General features: G+C 58.3%; 14 protein-coding genes, 1 tRNA gene and 1 pseudogene. 1 reads left to right on the top strand and 15 read right to left on the bottom strand.

Features of this window, described 5'->3' with window-relative positions; translation table 11 throughout:
* The first annotated feature begins 263 nt into the window (after positions 1 to 263).
* The gene (locus tag AB4Y89_RS04590) at positions 264 to 551 is read left to right on the top strand and encodes an MGMT family protein (RefSeq protein ID WP_442299712.1); all 288 of its coding nucleotides are present in this window, start codon (positions 264 to 266) and stop codon (positions 549 to 551) included.
* Here the strand turns inward: AB4Y89_RS04590 and AB4Y89_RS04585 are convergent.
* The 15 genes and pseudogenes from AB4Y89_RS04585 to AB4Y89_RS04515 all read right to left on the bottom strand — a co-directional run bounded on the left by AB4Y89_RS04585 (position 542) and on the right by AB4Y89_RS04515 (position 21,894).
* On the bottom strand, positions 542 to 1,807 hold the full coding sequence (locus tag AB4Y89_RS04585; protein ID WP_442299711.1) for an RNA polymerase sigma factor: 1,266 nt from the start codon (positions 1,805 to 1,807) through the stop codon (positions 542 to 544). The genes AB4Y89_RS04590 and AB4Y89_RS04585 overlap by 10 nt on opposite strands.
* The gene (locus AB4Y89_RS04580; RefSeq protein WP_442299710.1) at positions 1,804 to 2,226 is read right to left on the bottom strand and encodes a YciI family protein; all 423 of its coding nucleotides are present in this window, start codon (positions 2,224 to 2,226) and stop codon (positions 1,804 to 1,806) included. Before AB4Y89_RS04580 ends, AB4Y89_RS04585 begins: the two co-directional genes overlap by 4 nt.
* A 709-nt stretch (positions 2,227 to 2,935) precedes the next feature.
* Complete coding sequence (locus AB4Y89_RS04575; protein WP_442299875.1) at positions 2,936 to 4,813, bottom strand: hypothetical protein; 1,878 nt, start codon at positions 4,811 to 4,813, stop codon at positions 2,936 to 2,938.
* A 39-nt stretch (positions 4,814 to 4,852) separates the two neighbouring features.
* A pseudogene (locus AB4Y89_RS04570) lies at positions 4,853 to 5,098 on the bottom strand (Ig-like domain-containing protein); the annotation flags it as partial.
* A 496-nt stretch (positions 5,099 to 5,594) separates the two neighbouring features.
* Positions 5,595 to 5,682, bottom strand: a tRNA-Ser gene (locus tag AB4Y89_RS04565).
* Between the two features lie 46 nt (positions 5,683 to 5,728).
* Positions 5,729 to 6,871 (bottom strand): N-acetyl-alpha-D-glucosaminyl L-malate synthase BshA, encoded by a 1,143-nt coding sequence (gene bshA, locus AB4Y89_RS04560; protein ID WP_442299709.1) that lies wholly within the window; start codon positions 6,869 to 6,871, stop codon positions 5,729 to 5,731.
* A 15-nt stretch (positions 6,872 to 6,886) separates the two neighbouring features.
* A complete protein-coding gene (locus tag AB4Y89_RS04555; protein ID WP_442299708.1) occupies positions 6,887 to 7,750 on the bottom strand; it encodes a ChbG/HpnK family deacetylase in 864 nt (287 codons plus the stop codon).
* Between the two features lie 132 nt (positions 7,751 to 7,882).
* A complete protein-coding gene (locus AB4Y89_RS04550) occupies positions 7,883 to 11,716 on the bottom strand; it encodes a hypothetical protein (protein WP_442299707.1) in 3,834 nt (1,277 codons plus the stop codon).
* Positions 11,713 to 13,722 carry a BatA domain-containing protein gene (locus AB4Y89_RS04545; RefSeq protein ID WP_442299706.1) on the bottom strand — a complete coding sequence of 670 codons (2,010 nt, stop codon included), beginning with the start codon at positions 13,720 to 13,722 and terminating at the stop codon, positions 11,713 to 11,715. Before AB4Y89_RS04545 ends, AB4Y89_RS04550 begins: the two co-directional genes overlap by 4 nt.
* On the bottom strand, positions 13,722 to 14,612 hold the full coding sequence (locus AB4Y89_RS04540) for a DUF58 domain-containing protein (protein WP_442299705.1): 891 nt from the start codon (positions 14,610 to 14,612) through the stop codon (positions 13,722 to 13,724). Before AB4Y89_RS04540 ends, AB4Y89_RS04545 begins: the two co-directional genes overlap by 1 nt.
* Entirely contained in the window at positions 14,612 to 15,637 is a 1,026-nt protein-coding gene (locus tag AB4Y89_RS04535; RefSeq protein WP_442299704.1) for an AAA family ATPase, read from the bottom strand. The genes AB4Y89_RS04540 and AB4Y89_RS04535 overlap by 1 nt, the downstream gene beginning before the upstream one ends.
* A 14-nt stretch (positions 15,638 to 15,651) precedes the next feature.
* A complete protein-coding gene (locus AB4Y89_RS04530) occupies positions 15,652 to 17,850 on the bottom strand; it encodes a tetratricopeptide repeat protein (RefSeq protein ID WP_442299703.1) in 2,199 nt (732 codons plus the stop codon).
* A complete protein-coding gene (locus tag AB4Y89_RS04525; RefSeq protein WP_442299702.1) occupies positions 17,847 to 18,779 on the bottom strand; it encodes a hypothetical protein in 933 nt (310 codons plus the stop codon). The genes AB4Y89_RS04530 and AB4Y89_RS04525 overlap by 4 nt, the downstream gene beginning before the upstream one ends.
* The gene (locus AB4Y89_RS04520; RefSeq protein ID WP_442299701.1) at positions 18,776 to 21,061 is read right to left on the bottom strand and encodes a glutamine amidotransferase; all 2,286 of its coding nucleotides are present in this window, start codon (positions 21,059 to 21,061) and stop codon (positions 18,776 to 18,778) included. Before AB4Y89_RS04520 ends, AB4Y89_RS04525 begins: the two co-directional genes overlap by 4 nt.
* 38 nt (positions 21,062 to 21,099) lie before the next feature.
* A complete protein-coding gene (locus tag AB4Y89_RS04515) occupies positions 21,100 to 21,894 on the bottom strand; it encodes a DUF4159 domain-containing protein (RefSeq protein WP_442299700.1) in 795 nt (264 codons plus the stop codon).
* Between the last annotated feature and the right edge of the window lie 55 nt (positions 21,895 to 21,949).

Raw genomic sequence — 21,949 nt, 5'->3', positions numbered from 1 at the left:
TCAAAGTAAATAAGATGTTTATCAGGCGACTCAAGACTGCATTTGTCGGCTTCATAACCGACTCTGCAGTCGGCTTAATTTCGCAGCAGAAACAGCCAATGCCTAATGCCTGGCAGAGAGGAAACATGCACTCTGGTGGAAAGCCAACTCGAAGACCGACAAGATCATCTGGGATCGATCAACTGTCCATACAGCAAGCTAAAAAGAGACTTCTGTGGGACGCATCACGTCCGGAAGAGCAGCGCGACCGCGCGTTTCGGCTGATGATTCTCTCTATTCCGCCTGGCAAGGTCAGCACCTATGGCAGAGTCGCCGCGGCAGCCGGCTATCTACGCTACCATCGTGCCGTGGCAAGGCTTCTTCGTACAGATCCGCCAGATGATCTGCCATGGCATCGCGTGCTTGGCGCCGGAGGCGCAATCAAGCTGCATGGAGAAGCCGCACTAGAGCAGCGCTCACGCCTGAAGCTGGAAGGCGTCCGCTTCATCGGAGAGAAGGTGAATATGGAACGGCATGAACACACCTTCAAGCCCTGGGAGGTCTACGAGTGAGCCTTAGGCATTCGCTCTAGCCGTTCCATCAGTAATTCTTTCTCTCTGCTGTTTTGTGTCATGTCTATCGCGTGCTGGATCTCTTCACGGGCTTCGGTGAATCTGCCCAGCTTGATAAGCAGATCGCCACGGATACTGGGAAGCAGATGATAGCCGGCTAACGCAGGTTCAGCGCCCAGAGTATCCAGCTCGGCCAACCCGGCGGCTGGCCCTCGTTCCATCCCTACAGCTACCGCCCGATTCAGCGCCACAATTGGGGACGGACTGATCTGGAGTAGCGCGTCATAGAGGAGGACGATCTGTTCCCAATTGGTTTCCTGGGGCGTGCGGGCGCGTGCATGACAGGCGGAGATCGCCGCCTGCAGCGCGTAGTTGCCGGCGCCGCCTCCTAACTTCTTCGCCTGCTCGAGTGCCGTCATTCCTCGCCTGATCTGCGCGTAGTCCCAGAGTGATCGATCTTGTTCCAGCAAGAGAATCGCTTGCCCATTCCGTCCTCTACGAGCAGCGGTACGTGATGCCTGTAGTTCCATAAGCGCCAGAAGACCATGGATCTCAGACTCCCCGGGCAGAAGTTCCACGAGTATTCGCCCGAGCCGCAATGCGTCGTCACAGAGTGCGACCCGCATCCACTCCTCGCCTGAGGTTGCCGTATATCCCTCATTGAAGATCAGGTAGACGACCGAAAGTACGGACTCCACTCTTCTGCGCAGCTCATCTCCACGCGGAGTCTCAAAGGGAACATGGGCTTCGGTGAGAGTCCTCTTGGCGCGAAAGATCCGCTGGCCCAGAGTCTTCTCCGGCACCAGGAAAGCCCGGGCAATCTCGGCTGTGGTGAGTCCGCAGATCAGCCGCAACGTAAGTGCGACACGGCCTTCCATTGCGAGAACCGGATGGCAGGCAGTAAAGATAAGGCGCAGGACATCGTCGTCGATGACCTGGTCCAGGGCTCTGTCCAATGCGTCCGACAACTGTTGTTGTTGGAACTCAATTTCCCGGGCGATCTCTCCGTGTTTCTGGTCGAGCATTTGTCCGCGACGTAAATAGTCAATGGCGCGACGTTTGGCTGCCGTCATCAGCCATGCCCCAGGCTTTTCCGGGATACCTTCTTCCGGCCATTGCTCGAGAGCCGCGACGAGCGCATCCTGCGCCAATTCCTCCGCAAGGCCGACGTCGCGGGTAACGCGTGCAATCCCCGCGATAAGGCGGGTGGATTCAATCTTCCACACCGCCTCAATCGTCTGATGGATTTTGCTCATGCTTTGACGGCCACGGTATTCGTCAGAGTCTCGAAGCCTTCCGCTGCCTTCTGAATGTCCTCGGGAAAATCGCTCATCTCTTGAATTTGACGCACTTCGATGATCTCGTTGTTTGCCATCGGCGCGCGCCTGGCCCATTCAATCGCTTCCTCCCGCGACCGCACCTGAATGATCCAGTAGCCCCCAACGACCTCTTTAGCTTCGGCGAAAGGTCCATCTGTAACCGTAGCTTTGCCGTCGGTGTAGGAAATACGTGCCCCGGTCGAAGGAGGCAGGAGCCCATCGAGCGCCAACAGCACGCCGGCCTTCTGCAGACTCCTGTTGTACTCCATCATCTTGGCCACTGCTTCGGCGCTTGGGATAGCATTTGGAGCTGCACTTTCATAGCCCTTTGGGATCACGATCATCATGAAACGCATAGCTTTCTCCTATTATCGATTCCAACCAAATTGGTCGTTCTACCTAAACGTCGAACCGGGAGTGCCGATTTCTACGAGGCCACAATAAAATCCTGGTTCTTTTGCCCGTCCGAGGTTTCCGGCTGCTGGCCCCGCGAGATACCGCGTACGGCGAAAATACGGTTCCATTTTGGGTCCGCAACCAAAGTCTGACGGTCGGGGCCTGGCGTTGGCAGCACCGATTCGGGCTACGGTTAAGTATCGGTGCGGATCTTCAAAAACCGCACCCATCCAGCGGCTATTGCGATTTGCCTCGTTTAGGAATGTTCAGATGGGTAAGCCTTCATCTTCCCTTCGTACGTCGTTCGGCCCCCCGCTCGTAGTGGATTACGCTGTCAGTGGCCTTGTCACGGTTGCGGCAAAAGTATTTTCATCGCTGTTCATGTCTCTGTTTTTCGTCATGCGGCTTCCCGCGATGCTTTCTGCCCGATTGCGGGGAGAGAAGCCCGAGCCTGCAAAGCGCGATAAGCGTCCTGAAGTCGTCTGTATTTCGCAGGAGCGCTTTCCCGGTTGGGTTGTCTACCAAACAAAAGAAGAATTCCCGACCTCAAGGCATGCCGAAAAGCGTACGGCTGCAAAGATCTCCAGATAGATTTCTTCACTACCGGTGGGTGCCCCATATCTCGGATGGGGGTTTGCAGGATCTTTTCGATAAGGACCTACTGGATCTTCAGCGACTCGCAATGCTACCTGCCGCTGTGTGACCGTAACTTGCCAGAAATGTTCCCGGCCCGGCTGGAATAACCGCATAAGAAAGTCCTGCTACGGTTCGCTTTTGCCACTGCACGGTAGCTCCGTTGAGCGAAACGGCAGTCAGGTCACCAGCGGCAGAGTGGATCGGCAGCATCGCTTCGATGCCACTTCCTCCGATTCCAACGTCGATTGAAAAAGAAAGCTGGCAGTTTGACCATTTGAGATTCCGAAACCGGGAAGCATTCCGCCCGTCGAGCCATTTCAATAGCTGTGCAGCGGTAATGACCGGGACATGATGTTTTTGAGCCGATGCGATGATCGCGTCAGCGCCGGAAGACTTTACGTCATCGTTATGCATATTGGCGGTAAATACGCCAAAGTACTCCGCGCTTCCCAGAGCATTCGCGAGGAGCGTATCAATCGTGAATGGATAGCTCTGTTTTGATTCGTCCGTCATCTGAGTCGGAGCTTGATAGACGTCGATCAGACTCCCATCGCGGCGGGCAAAACGCATCGGGAGCCCGGAGCCGGTAAATAACCCCGGAGTATCTTTGACCCACTTTGCAGGCCAGTAGTAGTAGTTCGTATCGAGCCGAATCCTATGGTTGAACTCTACCTGTGGCTGCGTATCGTAATCGCCCCAGGTGATGCAATCAGTCCGGTTGCTGACAGGAGGCGGAAGATTAGGATACTTTGCGGCAAAACCTTGGAGTTGCTGCAAATAGAGATCGTTTACAAATTCACGATCGATTTCTCGTCTTACAACACCGTCGTCCTCTCGAACCTGGTGGACCGGCCAATCTGTGCATGCTGTATAAACGTGCAATCCGATCTCGAATCCCTGTTTCACGAAGTCCTCAGCTTGTTCAGAGGAGATCGATCCGACAAAAATGTGCGAGGTAGCGCGGATGCACTCCCATTTTTCGAGCGAACAGTTGCTGGCGCTTTTACGTTGATACTCACGGAAGCGTCCCGCGGTTCCTCCATGTCCATGATCATCACCGGTCATAACGATGACGGCCTTGAAGCCGTGGGGCAAATACCAGAAGTGTGGAAGCGGTGTTTTGCTCGCGTTAAAAGTGATGATTAAGTTGGCCAGCAGCCGTTGTTGAATGTCCGCTTGGGGAATCGCAATTGCTTCCCGGGCCACCCAATCTGGTTGGGGGTCCTTTTCGCTCGGTCCATAAAACAGGTCGTCTGACCGTATCGGAGGGATTCCATCTCGCTCATGCCCCGACCACTCGGGATTGCCTTGGCGCGTATAGACAACGGACTTTGCCAGATCGTAGCTGAATACGATGACGTTGCCCGAGCCAAACGTTAGAGCGCTGACCGCAGGGAATGGAGTCGCAGTTTTGGCATCCGTATACAACGTGGCAAATACGGTGGCCTTGTCAGCGGCGAATAGATCGGCGTCGCCGTGAAACTGGATCGCTTGCTGAATCAATCCAGCGCCCGCTGGGGTCTTCGAGTTGATCCTCAAATAGCCGCTATGCTGAACGGCCTTGTCAGCTTCGGAAGTTGGCGAGCTAAACCCGAAGTTCTCCGCCAGCTTTCGGAGCGGCCGCATTGCGATCAGGGTTCCACCGCTTCGTACCCAGTCGACAAAGACCCGGATTTGATTGCTATCAACAGGCATTTCACCCAGAAGCACGATGTCATGCCTGGCGAGTTCCTGTGCAGAAATCTGATCTATATCTGCGACATCGAACTCATTCAATCCTTCATTGCGAAGAATCTCCGCATAGTATTGGCTGAAGCCATTTGCCTTACTCGTGACCAGCAGGATGGGGCCGTCTGGGCCTTGTTCCGGCGATGCGGCAGTCTCAACACCGGTCGTGAACTGCCATTTCATATCCTCCGCCAGGGAACGATTGTGCTGATCGAGGATGCCTTGTTTGCCTCCCCGCAGTGTCACCTTATAGGTGGAACCCTGGCTCAATGCGGCAAGCGGCGTGAGAACCGCCTTATTCGCTGCATCGTCGTAAGAGACTGTAGCGGGAATGATCCTGTCTTGTTCATCACGCAAGCTGAAGGTTACCGGAAGTATCGTTTCAGGCGACATCGCCTTATTGAAGGTCAATGTGATCGGTTCCTGGGGCTCGACACCTACCTCGCCGGCGTAAGGGCTGGTAACCATGACACGTGGAATGGTTACGAAGCTGCGGACCAGTGGCGTGACCAAACCAACGCATATCACTGCGAAGAGAAAAGCGGCAGCAATTGCAAAGCTCCCTCTGATCTTGAGATCCGAAGGCACAGGCTCCCTCCCTTGGCGCCGTTCATCGTCCTGGTCAAGCACAAAAGACAGTGGTGCAGTGCGCAGTGGCGCATTAGTTTAGGCAACTTGGAAGCCAAATTGCCAGCATATTTATAAGTTATTTATTTTGAGTAATTTGCGAGCGAGGAATCCTGAAGGCGAGCTCGAGAGTCATTGGGCATCGCAAGATAATGCATAACGTCGAGCGGCAGGTGAATACGATAGTTTCCACTAGCCAGCAGAATGTTTACGTCGGGATTCAGGATGTTGGTCGCAGCATCCTTGGTCGTGAAAGATGTCAGGAAGGGAAGGCTGAAGAAGGCCAGAACTTTGCCCTTGTTGGACCTGTCATTAAATTATTGGGGGGGGGGAAGTATGGCGGAGAGACAGGGATTCGAACCCTGGATACCTTGCGGTATACACGCTTTCCAAGCGTGCGCCTTCAGCCACTCGGCCATCTCTCCGTTGCGGGGATGCAACATCTCTGAAGGTATCACATCCCTGGCGTCCTTACATCGCCGGCCGAGCCAGAACGCCGTCATAGAAGCGTTCATAAAGGGGAATGACGTTAGAGCTGCAGAAGAGCTTCTGCGCGGTTTGCCTGGCCGCGTATGACATCTCCGCCAGCCGGTTCTTGTGGGTGAGCAGATCGATGGCGGCCGCAGCCATGCCGTCGGTGTCTCCTACGGGAAAGAGCATGCCCGTAACTCCGTCGTCGACAAGTTCTGGTACGCCGCCAACGCGGGTTGCGATCGACGGCACACTGCAGGCCATCGCTTCCAACGCAGCCAGGCCGAAGGACTCCATCTCGGAGGGCATCAGCATCAGGTCCGCCAGCGACAGCAGGTCCTCCACGCTGTTCTGCTTGCCGAGAAAGTGGATGCGGTTCTTGATGCCGTAGCTCACGGCAAGCCGCTCGGCCTCGCTGCAGTCGGGCCCATCGCCGATCAGCATGAGCCGCGCCGGGAGCTCGCGGGTGACCTTGGCAAAGGTGTGGACTACATCGGTAGCGCGCTTCACAGAGCGGAAGTTTGAGAGATGGACGAACAGGGCTTCTTCCGGAGCAGCGTACTTCTGCCGGTCACGTTCGTAGACTTCGGGACGGCGCATGTAGACGTCGCAGTTGACGAAGTTGCGGATCACCTCGATATGACGTGTGATCGAGAACGCGCGTTCCGTCTCTTCCTTCAGATACTGCGAGATCGACGTAATGCCGTCGGACTGCTCGATGCCGAACTTGGTGATTGGCAGAAAGGAGTGATCCTGCCCAACGAGCGTGATATCGGTGCCGTGTAGCGTGGTGATGAACGGCAGCCTGATTCCGCGCGCAGCCAGCATCTGCCGGGCCAACAGCGCACAGACAGAGTGTGGAATGGCGTAGTGCACATGCAGCAGATCGAGCTGGTAGAACTCCGCTACCTCGGCCATACGCGTTGCCAACGCCAGATCATACGGAGGGAATTGGAAGAGCGGATAGTTGGTGACCGGAACTTCGTGATAACGGATGTTGGCCTCACGACCGGTCAGGCGGAAGGGCTCCGCGTAGGTGATGAAATGAATCTCGTGCCCACGGGCGGCGAGTTCAATGCCGAGCTCCGTCGCGACGACGCCGCTGCCGCCGTAGGTGGGATAACAGGTAATGCCGATCTTCATGAACGACTCGTTTCCTTACTGGACGGCGATGTTGCCGAAGTGTGTGAGTTCGATGTCCGGGCGAAGGGCTTGGATGCGGGGAAGTATGGCGAGAAGGCCACACAACTCTTCCTCGCGTGATGCCTGCAGCCGGGTTCGCTGCGAAGCGAGAACGCTGTCACGATAGCCGGGATGACAGGCGATCTCCCAGACACCCGGCGGCATAGCCTTTATCCAGGCTTCGATCATGGGAGCGTTGACCCGGCCCGTAGCTGCGACGCCAATGCAGCCGTCGGGAGCGAAAACATGACTCTGCTGGGCTTGTCTGCGAAAACGAGAAAGGAAGCGCGTGCGCAGGCCACGCACCTCAAACGCCCGGAAGGCATCGGCCTGTGAGGCGTGCAGGCTCCAGGGCTGTTCGAAGGAGTTGCGGACTCGATAGACTCCACAGATTTTCGCCGCCGCAAGTACCGGACGCAGGACAGAGGGAAACATGTGCGTGTGTTTGTGTGTGTCGACGTGGGTGACGGTGATACCAGCGTCCTGCAGCCTGCGGATCTGGGCGGTCGCCTCGCGCTCGATCTCGTCCTCCCGCACCTTGCCCGCGGCCAGAGCCCACACAAAGCTACCGAGTGTCGGCCGAAAGTTGTGGCCGTCGGGGCCAAGCAGGGAAGCCACCTCGCCCGCCGGCAACATCGGTTGACCGTCGAGAAGAACAATATGGCATCCGACGCCAAGATTCGGGCGTTGTTTTGCGATGGATACAGCCTCATCGAAAGCCACGCCGCCGGCCATCAGGGTTGCAGAGGTTAATGCGCCGGCGTCATGCAACTCGGCGACGGCACGACAAATTCCAGGCGCCTGACCAAAATCGTCGGCGTTGATGATCAGTTGCGGCATCAAGCCTGAGTGTAGAGCGTTTTCCCTGTTACTGGGTAGCCCGCAAGAGGCGTGCAGCGGCGTTTTCATTGCGGAAAACGCCCCTAGATGCGGAAGCCCTACATCACGTCTACAGTGAAAATGCTCTAGCCGTTACTGTGGTGTCTTGCTGAGCCGCCGGTAGTAGTCGGCGACAGCATCCTGGTAGGCGGGCGCTGCCGACTTCGGCTTGGGACTGCGGACCTGTCCCTGATCGAGCGCTCCATTCTGACGGAGCCGTAGCTCCAGCTTGTCTGCCTGTGCCAGTACCTCGGCGCTCATGTGCTCCACCATCTGCGGATTGCCCGGGAAGCGCCGTGGATCGAGGTTCTGCATCTGGCGCTGCAGGTCTTCGATATCCTTCTTCGCCTGCGAATCGTTGCCCGCAGCCTGACGCAGATTGTTGAGATCGCGAATGCCCTGAGAGATGATCTGCTGCATATCCGCCGGGTTATTTGGATTGCCGGGGTCGCCGGCACGGCGCGAGCGGTCGAACTGGTTGTTCCCGGTATTGACGTTCCCCCATACGGTGCCATTGTCATAGCCGCCACCGCGGTTCACGGTATTACCCAGATCGCCACCGGCAGCTTCGGCGCGTCCACCGCCACCACCATTGCCGGCTATCTGCTGTCCACCACCGCGCTGATTGCCGCCTTGCTGCCCTCCCGGCTGCTGACCATTTCCGGCCTGCTGCCCTTGTTGCCCCTGTTGGCCGGGCTGCCCCTGTTGCCCTTGTTGTCCTGGCTGTCCCTGTCCGTTGCGGCTGCCATTCTGACCGTTGGGTTGGCCATTCTGTCCCCGCTGCTGGTTATTGCCGGGCTGTTGACCGTTGCCGCGGTTGAGGGATTCGATGCGGCTGCGGAAGCGATCGAGCGCGCTAAGAGCCGCCGTCTGGTCTCCGGAATTCTGGCGTTGCTGCTGTCGGGCATCATTCCCGCTGCCAATACCATTTGCGGCCTGGCGCACCTGCTGGTTCAACTTGTCCATGCCGGCACGAATGCCTTCTTCTGTGCCGTTCGATTCAGGATTGATGCCGCGGCGCAGCCAATCGGCTGTGCGCTGAACGCGGTTATCCAGCCCATCCTGGTCGGCGGCATTCAAGGCATCGCGCAACTTGCCGGAGACTCCGGGCTGCGTCGGTGCAAGCTGGCGAGCCGTGTTGCGAAGATTGTTCTGCAGCCGCGAGAAGTCTTCGGAGAGCTTCTGGCGGTCGTCGGCGATACGGTTTCGCGCAGTCGATCGATCTACCATCTCCTGCATCGTGGTTGCAGGGCCCTTCCGGTTCTGCTCATCGACGAACTGACGGATGCGATCGGCCTGATTGCGTTCTTCCTTCGCAATGCGGTCGGCCTCCTGCGAAAGGCCATCGAGCTTGCCGCTGGCCTGCTGCTGTTGCGCGCCTCCCATAAGACCGGTTGCCTGGCGGAGAGACTCCGCGGCACGTCGTGCTGCCTCATTGGCCGCCTGCTGCGAGTTCTGCTGGCCGGCCTGTGGACTGGCGGCACGCTTCATCTCATCATTGGCGCGGCGCAGACGATCGAGCGCCTGCTGTACGCGAGGATCATCGCCACGTTGATTGCCGGACTGGCTTCCTGAGGATCCGGAAGCTGAAGCGGAGCGGGAGCCTGATTGCGATCCGGATTGAGACCCCGACTGGGAACCGGATTGAGAAGAACCTGATTGCGAACCGGACTGGCTTCCTTGTTGGCCGGATTGTTGCCCATTCTGCTGGCCCTGCTGTCCGTTCTGGTTCTGGGCTAGTTGCTCCATCTGCTTCTGCAGTTGTTCAGCCTCGCGGCGCAGCATCTCCTGCTGCCAACGCTCCTGGAAGCTCTGTTGTGGATTATTGCGCTGCTGCTGTGCCAGCTCCTCCTGGCGCCGCGCCAGGGCATCGAGCTTCTGCAGCGCGTCGTCGATCTTCTTCTCTTTCTCTTCCTGCGGAGACCCTGTCTGCGCGCTCTCGTACTGATTCTTTGCGGTATCGAGCTCGAGATCAAGCAGTGTGGCCAGGTCGCGTCCCATGGATCCACCGCCACCGCCGCCTCCTCCACCACGCTGGCCAAAGRCAACCTGAATCTGGCGGAAGGTCGCCTCGGCGCGCAGCAGATACTGCAGCGCCTTCTGCTCATTGGCGATCGCATCCTTCCACTGCATCTGACGCAGCTTATCGGTCGCGGGAATCATAGCCTTCGAGGCTTCCTGCATATCTTTCTCGAAGGAGTTGAAGCTCTCATTCATTGCCGTCATATCGCGGCTGTTCAGGCGACCGGAGAGCGCATCGACCTGCTGACGCAGTTTGCTCTGCACATCCGATAGAAACTTCGCCTGGTCCTCACCGGACTTGTGCGTGGTCGTCTTGTCGTTCTGCTGCTTCCACGTCTGCGCGATTAGCTCTTTCTCGCGGCGGGAGATCTCTCCCTGGTCCTGTCGTCCTCCACCGCCACCACCGCCTCCTCCACCGCCTGCCTGCGATTGCGAGAATTCGCGCTCAAATGGATCGGCCTGGATGAAGCTGATCTCGGTCTTCGATTCAGCATGCCCGTCACGGGCTGTAGCGTAGAGACTGATGACGTCGCCCGGCTGCATCTTGAAGCTCTCAAGACTCAACATCTGTGAACCGTCCGCCTGGCGCAGCCCCGGAGCTTTCAGCATGGGCACGGTCTGCTCAGGCGCACCGTTGACGGAGTAGTGCAGGGCCATTGCATTCAGGCCAAACTCCGCCGAGCCCTTCACCTTTACGGTGACCTCTTCAATCGGACTGGCCCGGTAATCGTTCGAAGGCTTCTCGATGGCAATGGTCGGAGGCTCTGCCTTGTTGGTTGCGACGAAGTAATCCTCCGTCAGGCGAACCGGCTGGCCCTGGTCGATACCGGCGATATGATAAGCGCCGTCCTTCTGCATCTTCAGCGTGGTGGTGTAGGTATTGCCCTGACCTCCGCTGAGCTTCAGCGTTGTGCCATCGTCGAGGGCTAGAAGGCCATCTCGAAGCGGCCGGTCTGTGTGAATCTCGAGTTCAGCCTCGGTGCCTTCAATCGCGCGTAGATCACCACCGTGATCATCCACCTGCGGCTTCATGCCGGTCCATTTGGGGTAGTTGTACGTTACCTTGATGGCGGTAATTTGCGGCATATCCACAACACGCAGCGTGTAGTGGCTGCTGGTCAACGGACCAGCGTTGACGTAGTACTCCACATTCTCAGGCAGTGCGGTGAAAAGGAACTGATAACCGGGAGCTCCTTCCAGCGGCTTCATCGGCACAGGTTCCCAACGTCCCGCACTCTGGTAACGGGCAAAGAGCTGCACCTTGTCGGTCTGCACGCCGGTAATCTGTGCGGTAACAAGCTGATCGGTATTACGGCGTAAAGCGGCGTTCCCTGGACTTACGCGGATGTCATAGAGCGGTGGGACATCCTTTTTGGGTCCGGTCCAGAGGAGGGAGGCGCCGTATCCGAGGTAGCCGGGGCCTGCGGCGATCATCCACAGCAGGATGCCGAGTGAAACTACGCCTCCAGCCATCAATGCGTAAAAGGTGCGCTGCGGCACCAGGTCGTGTGGGCTGGCATTCTCGGCAACGGCCAGTGTGTCTCCTGCAAGCAGTTCGAGGAACGGACCTGACTGTGTCTCCTGCCGCTCAGAGAAGGTCAACAGACGGTCATCGAAGGCAGGGAAGGCGCGTTCTGCATGTTTCACACTGGCTGCGCGTGTCAGCCGGAGCAGCGGGATCACCAGCGCGATGGTCGCGGCGACGATGATCGCCAGCAGCATGGCCAGACGTGTCAGAGTAAGGCCGCGCAACGGAAAGGCGTAGGCATTCAGAATCAGGACGGCGACGACAGTCACGATAAGAGCGGTGGCTGCAATGACAGCCGAACCGCGCAGAGTAGCTGCCAGCCGAAGCCGGCGTTCGACGCTGTCGATGTAGGCGTTGAGCTGTTGTTGACGGCTCATGCTTCCTCCCTTTGCGTACCCAGGTACTGCCCGGCCACGATGGACTCCGCCAGAGCCACCAGGAAGAGGACGAGCATAGCGTACCACCATAAGCTGACGCGTACGGTGTCATTTTGCACGGCGCCGGCGGTGCTGCCGCCATTGCCGTTGGCGCTGCCCGCCCAGAGCTGTTGCACATCGGGCGGAAGGATTTCGAGGTTACTCTCACGCGTGTCGGCATTTACGCCGATCAGGCCGTCGCGGCCGTTCGCGAACCGCACCTGGTAGAAGCCCGCGGAGCTGAGCCGCAGCGTCTGCGCGGTCTCCGCTTCGGCCAATGTCAGCGGGCGGCGACCGTCAGGCGCAATCACGTCAACGCTCGCTCCCGGGCCGTTCCCAGTCGTTGCAGAGCGCAGAGGAACAAATTCGTCCACCAGCCGGGCTCCGCTTAGACGTTCTGTACCGGAAAGATAGCGTGTCGCCAGATCAAGGAAGGGGACGAAGGCCGGAGAGAGTGGAAGATCATTCGTCAGATTGTCGAAGCCCGAGGCCAGGATAAGCACATGTCCCTCGCCTAGCTGCTTGTCCATAAGCAGCGGTGTCCCGTCCGTCAGCTTTGCGAGAATGCGCATCCCGTTCGTGTCGACGTTGGCAGCGAACGAGAAGTGCGTGTCGGTCCAGCCGGTGGTCTCGCGAAGTGCCGCGTGCGTGCGGTCAAGATCACCGACGCTCATCGGATCGCCTTCTCGGGTATAGAGATGCGGCTGTCCGGTGCCGCTTCCAAGCAAAGGAAGCTTGCCCTGGCGTCCGGCGTTCGTACCGACCGCCATCAGCACGTTTCCGCCGCCCTGAACGTATTTCTTCAATGCGTTCTCAAATGCGATTGGCAGGGAAGGCACATCCGACAAGATGACATAGGCGTACTTCGTTGGATCGGATTCCGTGACCGTATCGGAGCTCATCGGTTGCAACAGATAGGCTCCCTGGCTGGCTGCAGCGATGGCAGCGCTGACATACAACGGCGAGCGAGTATCGTTCGCCGGACGGACCAGCAGGATGTGCTCAGGGTCGCTGCGACGTACGGCGAAGCGCCATTGATCATCCGACGGAAGTGCATCACCCCCCTCGATGGCAACTGCACAGCGGCTAAGGCCATAGGGAACATCCAGGCCGGTGAACTCAACCGTAGCCGTTCCATTCTCTGCCAGATTCACGGTTTTCGTGGTGATGATCTTGCCGTCGATGACTAAGGAGACTTTCTTCGCCGCAGCCTTACTGTTGTAGCCGGCAAGAACAGCGCGAACGCGAGCAGCCTTCGTATCGGCTATCTGCGAGGGAGCGTCTACACTCACCACGGTGAAGTTCTCTTCAGTGCGATTGATGGTCGGATGCAGAATAAGTTTCGTACTCTCGGGCAGCACCATCTCGGCGAAATTGCCGGGAACGCTGGACCGCTGCATATCGCTGAAGAGATGAAGGTCGATGGGCGTATGGTTCGCCTCATCCAGCGCACGCACGCTGCGGCCAAGATCGCCGAAGTTAGAGCGACCGTCGCCGGGCTGAAGTCCGTTGATGGCCGAACGCAGCGTTTCGTCGTCTTCGATTGGCTGTGTCAATGCTTCGAGCTGACCGCCCAGGGCCATCACCTGTGCCTTCTGTCCCGAGTGCCGTCCACTCAGCGCACTAAGCGCCTGCTGCTTGGCTTCGGTAAACCGTGTACTGCTACGCATGCTGAGGGAGCGATCGACAACCAGCAACAGAAGGCGGCCATGCGCTTTGGAAGCCGGTCGACGGATGAATGGCGAGGCGAAAGCGAGTGTGAGCAACAGGACGATGAGGGTGCGGAGCGCGAAGAGCAGCAGGTACTTCAGGCGCCGATGTTTGGTGGAACTCTGCGTGCCGCGTTCGAAGAACATCAGCGAGCTGAAGGGAAGCGGTATGGATTTGTGGCGGCGCAGCAGATGCACGTAGACCGGCAGGCCTATGGCTAGCGCTCCAGCAAGAAACCATGGCGCAAGGAATCCCATCAGGCTGCCACCGCCTTTCTCAGCGAGAGGTATGCCTGCAAGGTGGCATCCAACGGCTGATCGGTAACCAGAAGACGATAGTCCATTCCTGCTGCGCGAGCCCGTGCCTCAATGGCGGCAAGATGAGCCTGCAGCCGGCGGCGGTATTCATTCTTCGCGTAGTCGGGAATGACCTCCATCACCTGACCGGTCTCCATGTCTTCCAAAACAGAGGGTCCACGAAGCTCCGGTTTGATCTCTTTCGGATCGAGTACCTGGAAGAGTGTGACCTCGCTGCCGTGATAGCGGAGCGGTTCAATCGCCTCCACCATCTCTTCCGGATCACCGAAGAAGTCCGAGAAGACCATCACCATGCCGCGCCGGCGTAGCAGCTCATGGGCATGGCGCATCGGGTTGGCAAAGTTCGTTCTTGCCGAGGGCTCGGCGCGGTCCAGGGCCGCCAGCACACGATAGAGCTGCCCCTGCCGCGTCGAGGGCCGCACCGCCTCTCGGACGTCGTCATCAAAGACAACAATGCCTGCAGCATCACGCTGGTACTTGATGGCCATGTACATCAGTGCCGCGGCCGCGTAGCGTGCGTAGTCCATCTTATTGACGGCGTGCGAGGTGTACTTCATAGAGTTGCTGGCATCCAGAAGTACAGTCACCTGGCTGTTGGTCTCGCCGCGATATCGCTTCAGGTAGGTTCGTTCCGTACGTGCAAAGAGATTCCAGTCGATATGGCGCGGGTCCTCTCCCGGCGTATAGGCACGGTACTCGGCGAACTCCTGGCTGAAGCCGAAATCGGCAGACCGGTGCAGGCCGGCAACAAAGCCGTCTACCACTGTGCGCGCCAGCAATTCAAGATTGCCGATGCTTGCCAGAATCGCGGGATCGAGGAATCGTTGCATCAGATTTCCTTCGGTGCGGGAAGATGGGCGATCAGGCGGCGCAGAATCTCATCGGTGTCGATGCGCTCGCTCTCGGCATGAAAGTTGAGGAGGATGCGGTGACGGAGCACGGGTATGGCCAGCGCCTTCAGATCGTCATAGGTGACGTGGTAGCGCTTGTGCGCCAGGGCGCGCGCTTTGGCTGCTAACACCAGGAACTGTGCCGCGCGGACACTGCCTCCGTAGTTGACGTACTTCTTCACGAAGTCCGGAGCGTTATCGCTCTTGAAGCGTGTCGCCCGTATCATGTTGACGGCCCAGCGAGCCAGCGAGTCCGCAATCGGCACCATGCGAACGAGCTGCTGCAGGTCAAGAAGTTCTTCCGCCGAGGTAACGGCATCAATGGTTGGATTCAAAGTTGCGGTGGTCATGTCGATGACCCTCACCTCATCATCGGCAGAGAGATAGTCCAGCACCGTATTGAAGAGGAACCGGTCAAGCTGTGCTTCGGGCAGAGGATACGTTCCTTCCAACTCGATTGGATTCTGAGTGGCAAGCACAAAGAAGGGAGAGGGCAGCGGGTAGACATGCCCGCGAACCGTACAAGACCGTTCCTGCATCGCCTCGAGCAGTGCAGCCTGTGTCTTCGGCGGAGTGCGGTTGATCTCGTCGGCCAGTACGATATTGCCGAAGATCGGTCCCGGCACAAAGGTCCAGGTGCGATGCCCGGTGGCGGGATTTTCTTCAATGATGTCCGTGCCGGTAATGTCTGACGGCATGAGGTCCGGCGTGAATTGAATGCGCTTGAACGAGAGCCCCAAAGCTTCCGCGATGGCCCTCACTGTCAGCGTCTTTGCCGTTCCTGGCATGCCGGTGAGAAGGCAGTGGCCACCGACAAACAGAGCGGTGAGGATCTGGTCCAGAACCTCATCCTGTCCGACGATCACCTTGCGGACCTGCGCCAGAATGCCATCGCGCACGGCGTGGAATCGCTGTATCCGCTGTTCGAGCTCTACTGCATCCAGGTTGTTAAGTGCGGTCTCCATCCAGTCCCTCGTCTTCAGTTGGTCTTGGGCGGCGCCGGTGCGCTGCCGTTATGCAGTTGCAGTAACAATGTCTGTGCAGGCCGGTAGCCGGGTGCAGCTTCAAGCGCTGCAAGAACAGCCTCTTCCGCCTTGGTTCGGTCGCCCTTCGCCATGTATGCCTGGGCCAGGTTGTATTGCGCCCCCGCGACGTCGAGCGGATGCAGTGCGACAACGGCGTTATATTCCCGCACGGCTCCGTCGTAGTTCTTCAGATCAAGAAAGAGCGTTCCGAGCCGGCGATGCAGCTCTTCGTCACCCGTGGGATACACATAGTTCAACCGGTCAAGTGTCGCTGCCGCTGCGGCCTTATCGCCAGCTTGTTCTTCCAGCGTCGCCAGTTGTTTCAGCGTGGCAGGTTCGTGCCCGCCCATCTTTTCGTACTCCACCAGAATTTTGGTTGCTGCTTGTTTGTTGCTGCCGCCTAGCTGAGCATCGGCAATCATCTGGTAAGCATTGGCATCGCCGATGTACTGCGGATAAAGAGCCTTTACCTTTTCTCCGTTAGCGAGAACGAAAGCATAGTCCTTCGACTTTGCATGTTGCGCGAGCTCGGTCAGCTGCTTCCGCCAGGGATCGAAGTTCTTGACGACTTCTCCCAACTGCTTGTCGAGCCATGACGTATAGTCCTTATCGAACTGCTCCGCGGAGATACCGAGGGTCGTCTGGATAACCTCCGGCGTCGGCGTGAGTTTGGCATAGGCGTGCACGATCTCAAGTAGCTTGCCTTCTCCCCAGCGCTCACCGATATAGTCGCAGATGCTTCCGCCCTGGAAGTAGCTCACGATAACCTGCGCTGGGTACTGCGGGTAGATAAAGCCGCGATCCAGCTCTGCAACCGGCAACAGCTTCTTATCGCGGATCGCAATAAGGATCTCCGGTGTGACGCGATCGCCCCACTCCGGCGAGGCCTGCGTCTCTTCATGGACCGCGAGACCTTCCGTAAACCAGCGCGGTACACGATGGTTCGTGGCAGACAGCACATACACGTGGCTAAGCTCGTGCCGAAGCGTGCTGGCCCAGTGAAACTCACCAGGTTTCCTGCCTGATGGGCTGTCCATGGCGACCACCTGGCCAAAGGTCACACCCAGAGCTCCCAGCCCGGGCATGCCCATGGTCCGTACGGCAAAGTCTTCATGGTCGGGATAGACCTCAAGCTGCACCGGTCCCTTCAACTTCATCTGATACTTCTTTTCGTAAGCCCCCATGGCACGGTGCAGCTCAGCAGAGAAGTAGGGTTGCAGCAGCTCTGCTTCCTTCTTGTTGAGCTTCAGGATGGTGGTGTCGTCGGTAAAGGTCTGGAAGTTCTTGTAGCTGTCCAGCAGCCGCAGACTGTTGACGGTGGCGGCATCGCGATATCCGTTGTCGTAGGCAAGCTGCAGCTCTTTCTCCGGCTCATCCTGCTGGCCAAGCCGCATCAGGTTAATGCCGAGCTGCGCGTGCGCCGACCATAGACCGGGTTGGACCTCTACGGCTTTACGGTAGTAGTTCACGCCATCGTTGTAACGGCGATTCTGTACCATGTGATAGCCGATGCGAGCATATCCTTCTCCATACTTTGGATTAATCGCAATGATCTTCGCCAGCCAAGCATCGGGCGAACGGTCATTCAACAACTCGATAGCTGCATGGATCGCCATGGCGTCCAGGGCGTCAGGCGCGAGAGCGATGGCCTGATCGGCTTCCTGGATTGCAGTATCGAAGTCGGAGTTTTCAAAGGCCATATCGGCAGCCAGTTCGCGGCTCTCCGCCGATTTAGGATCGAGCGTCAATGCCTTCGCTATGTACTGTGGAGCACGTCCATCAAAGCCATCGGCGCTGACCAGAGCCAATCCATAGAATGCAGGCGCGCAGTTAGGATCCTTGGCCAGGGCTTCGTTGAATAAGTTGACTGCCTCAGGATTATTAAAGCGTTCGTGAAAGAGCAGGCCCCAGCGGACGCGCACGGCTGCGCTGCTGCTCGGAGAAGCGACTGCGTCACGGAACTCGGCATTGGCCTGCGGGTAGTTCTCCAGCCCCCAGAACCCCTCGGCGCGCAACGCAGGGTCATTCGTATGTGTGAGCTGTGTGTAACAGGCCGTGGCATCCTTGCCATGTTTCTCCAGACCACGACACTCCTGCCACGTCGCCGCATGCGACGAAAGCGTAAGCGCGACCGTAAGCAGGAGGTATCTCATTTCTCCATCTCCTGCTGAACCTTGGCCAGTTCCAGCAAGGCAGCGGTGAGAGCCTGTTTATACTCGCCAGGCTCCATGGCTGCCTTCTCATACTTCAACTGATCGATCTTGCGCTCCAGCTCTTCCTTCTTTGCGAGCAGCGCTTGATGTTCCGGATCGTTGGCAATAGCCGCGTTGCCTCCATCGAGCCGCAGTACCGTGAAGGTTGAGAGCAGTGCGCCCTCCCGAGAACCTTGGGCAATGGTACGAACGGCCTCCCCCTTGCCGGTATCTTCGAAGACAGGATGTTCCGTGGCCAGGCGTTTTTGCGAGCTGTAGAACTCAGCAGTCTTGCGATCCGCATAGACAAATGCTTCCATTGCGGAGACGCTGCCACTCTTATCGGTATCGGCGGCAGGGTCCTGCATCGCCTGCAGCCAGTAGCGTGCAAAGACGGTGGCGTTTTTCTCGGTGCCGGTTTTGGTTGCTGTAATCACAGCACGGCCCGGATGTTGGAGCGCCACAACCGAGCCTCCGCTGGCGCTGGTCGTATTCACGACAAGCTGCCGCTTCGCAGGGATCTTGTCGAGAACGGCGGCGAGCTCTGTCGCCGAGAGATCGGGACCGACGAGATTGAACTTGTACTCCTCGCCATCGAACGATCCATGGCCGATAAGGATAAGTACCAGGTCATCCTCAGGTTTCGCGTTGCGAGCTACATCACTCAGTGCATCCGTCAACTTTGCCCGGGTCGCGTCGTTGCCGGTCAGCGTGACAACATGAGCAGCAGCCGAACCGTGGTAGACCTTCTCGAGATCTTTAGCGTTGGCGGTAAAGCGCTGTTCGTAGTCTGGTTCACCGCCCAGGCCCGCTACCGTGATGTAGTAGACGGCGGCATGGCAGCGGAGGCCGGCCATCGCGAGCAGCAGACCAAGAACCATGCGCTTCATACCACACCCCACTTTCTCCGTAGCAGCCACTGTGCGCTGACAAGCCCGAGTAGCAGGAGGTAGTTGATGGGCATATCCCAAAGAGGCTTGGTGTCACGAACTGAGATGCCGGCCTCAGAGTAGGAGATGTCACGCGGCAGGGTGCTGAGCTCCGAGGGTCGCCAATAACGGCCGCCGGTGCTGTTTGCCAGTCGCTCGAGCAACTCACGGTTCTGCTCCGTATGGAAGTTCTCTGCTATGCCGTCCTTCCGCTCAAGCGTGACAATGTCAGAGCCGAGAACCTCTCCCGCGCGCGATCCTGTAACCTCCACCGCATACGAGCCGGGTTTATCGGCAGTCCATTCCGTGCGGAAGCTTCCTGACTCACCAGGAACAGCCGCGAGCTGCACCATGGACGAAGTGCCATCCGGGCCGACGATGCGAGCCATTACATCAGCATCGGGAGCGGGCTGATACTGTTTGTCACGAACGGTAGCAGAGAGAACGACGTGCCCCTCATCCAGCAGTGTCTGCGCCGGAACGCTCGCCGTAACAGGTCCTGGCGACTCCGCCGCGACATAACGCAGAAGCTGTCTCCAGAACTGATCGTGCGATCCGTCGCCGACCGGCATACTCATCTGCCAGCGCCACGTACCGGCGGTGGCCATCAAGGCCGTACGTCCACGGCCATATGGCTCCGTGATGAGCATCGGCATCTTGCGGTGCGTATCGCTCATCTCTAACAGCACCGTGGCTCCGGGCTTAGGAGAGCCGGCATCCTGGTAGTCGGCGGTGTAGGGAAGCTTCTTCCATCGTGCAGAGTTGACCGCCGCGTCGTCGGCTAGGCGCGTCACAGGCGATTCGGCGCCAACCTGTGTCAGAAGCGGATAGGCTGGGTCGCGATGGAAGGTCTCTTTTGTTTTTGGCAGAAAGGTAGGAATAAGGTCCGAGGCTCCGGAACTTGTCCATCCGCCATCGGCGAGAGAAAAGCGGCCGCCAAGAAAAAGCACTCCACCGCCGCGGCGATCGACGAACTCACGCAACAGCTCCTGTTGTGAGGGCGTAAAGTATCCGCTCTCGACCGAACCAATGATGATGCCGGAGTAGCCGAAGAGATCCTCCGGTCGTGTCGGGAAGCCTTCAGCGAGTTCACTCGGATCGCTGATGCCCTGACGATAGATCTTGTTCTCCGTCGTTCGCAGCATGGAGACCATCTGCAGTTGCTGGTCATCATCGGACGCGCGACGGATGAACTTGAACTCCCAACGCGGCTCACCCTCTACGAAGAGAATCCTGCGTTTGTCGCCGCTCACGTTCACCATGCGGCTGAGGCTGTTGTTGATGACATTCGTTTCGCCGGGCATCGGCGAAACGGAAAACTCAAAGCTCTTGGCGCCCGCATCGCCTGCATCGAAATAGAGGGTGTCGGTGTGCGTCTCACCATTTGCCGGCAAGACAAGCTCATGCCCGGCGAGCGCTTTGCCGCTCTCGCGCACGGTCAACATCGCCTTCTGCCCTGAGAATCCACGCTGATGAAACCGGACTGTTGCCACCATGCGCGATGATGCCAGGGCGCGGGCGGCGACGCTGACGCCTTCCATCTCCACATCGTGCTCTGCGGTCTCACTGCCGAAGCCGATGGTGTGCACCGGAAGGTGACGGTTGCGAAGAGCATCGAGCGCGGCAATGTCGACGCCGCCTCCGCCTTCGTCACTGCCGGAAGCGTTCTCTGCGCCGTCACTCATCAGCACGATCGCGCCGATTGGCAGATCCTGTGTCTGGGTGAGGAACTGCCGCAGGCCGTCGCTGAGGTGCGTGGATCGTCCAGCGGATTGCAGCTTATCCGGACTGTCGACTTCGCCCATGGAAGCACCGACGTGATAGAGCCGGGTCTGAAAACGCTGCTTCAGGCCATCCAGAACGCCATTCTTCAGCGCGGCAACGGCAGCCTGTTCGCGCGTCTGCTGAGTGCCCGCGTCACTTTGCGCCATGCTGTGCGAGTCATCCACCAGGATGGCGATGATGTTCTGTTGGGAACGCAGTTCAGCAACGTTGAGCGCCGGCTCCCACAACAGGAGCAGTAGCAACACCAACATCGCGGTCTGCAGGACCCAGATCACGGCAGATCTCCATGACTTCAACTTCGGCGCCGCTGTACTCCAGCGAAACCAGATCAACCCTGCCAGACCCAGGATGCCCAGAACGACGGCGAGCACGAGCATCCAGCGTGGCCAAGAGCTGAGCAGGATCAGCCGTCCGCGGGCGAAGGCCGTGTAGGGATACTTGAAGAAGAACTCGAACATGTGCCGCGGAGCCTGGTTTCCTGTCTATGGTTCGTTGATCAATGCGTCATGCCATACACGATGTAGTTCAGGCCGACACGAAATGCCTGCGCGGCAAACTTTTCCGGATAGTCGGGATCGTCAGCCCACTCCCATGCATCACCCAGATGCATGTTGTGACAGATCGCAACCATGATGCGCCCCTTGTCATCACGGATGGCCCGCCACTTCGGGGTGAAGCCGTCTTTCTCATACGTTCTGTGGGTACGGATATAGTGTTCGCCCGGAACCTGGATGCGGTCATCCATGTCATACAAAACATGGAAGATCTCATCTCCGCTCTGCAGGTCTTCTACGGGGCGGTCCGGAAGAACCTGGCGCATGCCTTCCATAAAGTCTTCCCAGTCCTGGCTTCCGTGGAAGTCGTCGACCATCAGAAATCCACCTTTATTGAGGTAGTCACGCAGCCGCTTTGCCTCCGTATCAGAGAAGGTCCAGGCTTGTACCTGCACGGCGTAGACCCAGGGATATTCGAAGATAGCGTCTGAATCCAGGTCGACGACCTGCTCATACGGGCGGCCTTCAATACGGGTAAGGCGCTTCATCGCGACCAGAAGCTGTCGATCTGCCTTTGGGTAATCGCGGGACCAGGCGGCGCGCCCCCACCCCCAGCCGTATCCGTTACCGCCGGAGCGAGAGGTATAGGCGAGGCGCGACCAGACGAATTCGGCTTTCTGAGCCTGGCGCTGTTCCGAGTCGTCGAACCCGAAGTAGGCCGTCCGCTGGTAAGCCCGAACAACCGAGCAGCAGGCAAGGGCGACGGCGGCAACTGCGGTAGCGGCAAGCAGCTTCATCGTGCGACCTCCTGAGAAGGTACTCAGTCTACGTGCGTATAAGGCTTGCAGGATA

The organism is Terriglobus sp. 2YAB30_2, assembly GCF_052114765.1.
Classification (GTDB): domain Bacteria; phylum Acidobacteriota; class Terriglobia; order Terriglobales; family Acidobacteriaceae; genus Terriglobus.
Note: the sequence above shows the minus strand (reverse complement) of the source record. Positions and strands in the feature narration are given on the sequence as shown.

Bases quoted from the DNA above. Each gene is read 5' to 3' on its own strand.
- AB4Y89_RS04590 (WP_442299712.1), top strand. From the start codon at position 264: ATGATTCTCTCTATTCCGCCTGGCAAGGTCAGCACCTATGGCAGAGTC.
- AB4Y89_RS04585 (WP_442299711.1), bottom strand. From the start codon at position 1,807: ATGAGCAAAATCCATCAGACGATTGAGGCGGTGTGGAAGATTGAATCC.
- AB4Y89_RS04580 (WP_442299710.1), bottom strand. From the start codon at position 2,226: ATGCGTTTCATGATGATCGTGATCCCAAAGGGCTATGAAAGTGCAGCT.
- AB4Y89_RS04575 (WP_442299875.1), bottom strand. From the start codon at position 4,813: ATGAAATGGCAGTTCACGACCGGTGTTGAGACTGCCGCATCGCCGGAA.
- bshA (WP_442299709.1), bottom strand. From the start codon at position 6,871: ATGAAGATCGGCATTACCTGTTATCCCACCTACGGCGGCAGCGGCGTC.
- AB4Y89_RS04555 (WP_442299708.1), bottom strand. From the start codon at position 7,750: ATGCCGCAACTGATCATCAACGCCGACGATTTTGGTCAGGCGCCTGGA.
- AB4Y89_RS04545 (WP_442299706.1), bottom strand. From the start codon at position 13,722: ATGGGATTCCTTGCGCCATGGTTTCTTGCTGGAGCGCTAGCCATAGGC.
- AB4Y89_RS04540 (WP_442299705.1), bottom strand. From the start codon at position 14,612: ATGCAACGATTCCTCGATCCCGCGATTCTGGCAAGCATCGGCAATCTT.
- AB4Y89_RS04535 (WP_442299704.1), bottom strand. From the start codon at position 15,637: ATGGAGACCGCACTTAACAACCTGGATGCAGTAGAGCTCGAACAGCGG.
- AB4Y89_RS04530 (WP_442299703.1), bottom strand. From the start codon at position 17,850: ATGAGATACCTCCTGCTTACGGTCGCGCTTACGCTTTCGTCGCATGCG.
- AB4Y89_RS04525 (WP_442299702.1), bottom strand. From the start codon at position 18,779: ATGAAGCGCATGGTTCTTGGTCTGCTGCTCGCGATGGCCGGCCTCCGC.
- AB4Y89_RS04520 (WP_442299701.1), bottom strand. From the start codon at position 21,061: ATGTTCGAGTTCTTCTTCAAGTATCCCTACACGGCCTTCGCCCGCGGA.
- AB4Y89_RS04515 (WP_442299700.1), bottom strand. From the start codon at position 21,894: ATGAAGCTGCTTGCCGCTACCGCAGTTGCCGCCGTCGCCCTTGCCTGC.